The sequence below is a fragment of the Streptomyces sp. AC627_RSS907 genome (assembly GCF_019049165.1).
Genome location: NZ_JAGMUE010001222.1, coordinates 1 through 688 on the forward strand (window position 1 = coordinate 1; position 688 = coordinate 688).

The 688-nt window shown below is 72.5% G+C and carries 1 protein-coding gene; it reads left to right on the plus strand.

Going from position 1 to position 688, the window contains the following annotated elements; all coding sequences use genetic code 11:
* Positions 1–446: 446 nt before the first annotated feature.
* Positions 447–688 (plus strand): hypothetical protein (locus KUM32_RS41170; RefSeq protein WP_217146764.1); only part of this gene is annotated, 242 nt, incomplete at its 3' end.

Here is a 688-nt window from a genome sequence, read left to right on the forward strand (position 1 = left end):
CCGCTGAGCAGCCACGCTCACAGCGGTGCGGGTCGAAACGGCCGCCTCGGCGGCCGTTTCGTCATACGGGCCACACACCGCACGCCACCCCGCCCGCCGCGCCGAACCCACGACCGGCCACCACCCGACCTCGACTCATCCCCACTCTCTGCCGGACGGCGGCGCAAACGGCGCCCAAGTGGTCAGGACTGTACGGGAGTTGAGTGCTCGGCGTTGGCGCGTACGGGGCGTACGGGGCGCGCGGAAAGCCCGGCCGAGGGCGCTGCGGAAGCCGGGCGCACGGTGGGGTACGCGGTCGGCGAGCCCGGGCCCGTTTTCCTGGCTGAAAGGAGACGCCTCCATTGGCCACTTCATCGGGTCACTTCTAGTACGGAATGGGAGCACTCAGGCCCATACCGACATCCCGAGCACAACGCCGGAACCGTACGAGGAGGATTCAACCCATCATGCACAGCACTCGCACCACGGGCACCGCCCACACCACGACCGTCGCACCGCGGCGCGCCGCGCGCTCAGGCCGCGCCGTTGCCGGGGGCGCTGTCCTGGCCGCGACCCTGTTAACCGCCGGGCTCACCGCGAGCAGCGCCGGCGCGGTCGGCCAGCAGGCCGGCGACCGCGGCGCGCCCGCGGCGACCGCCACCCCCACCTGCAAGCTCGCCGGCCTCAAGGTCACGCTGGACAAGGGCGG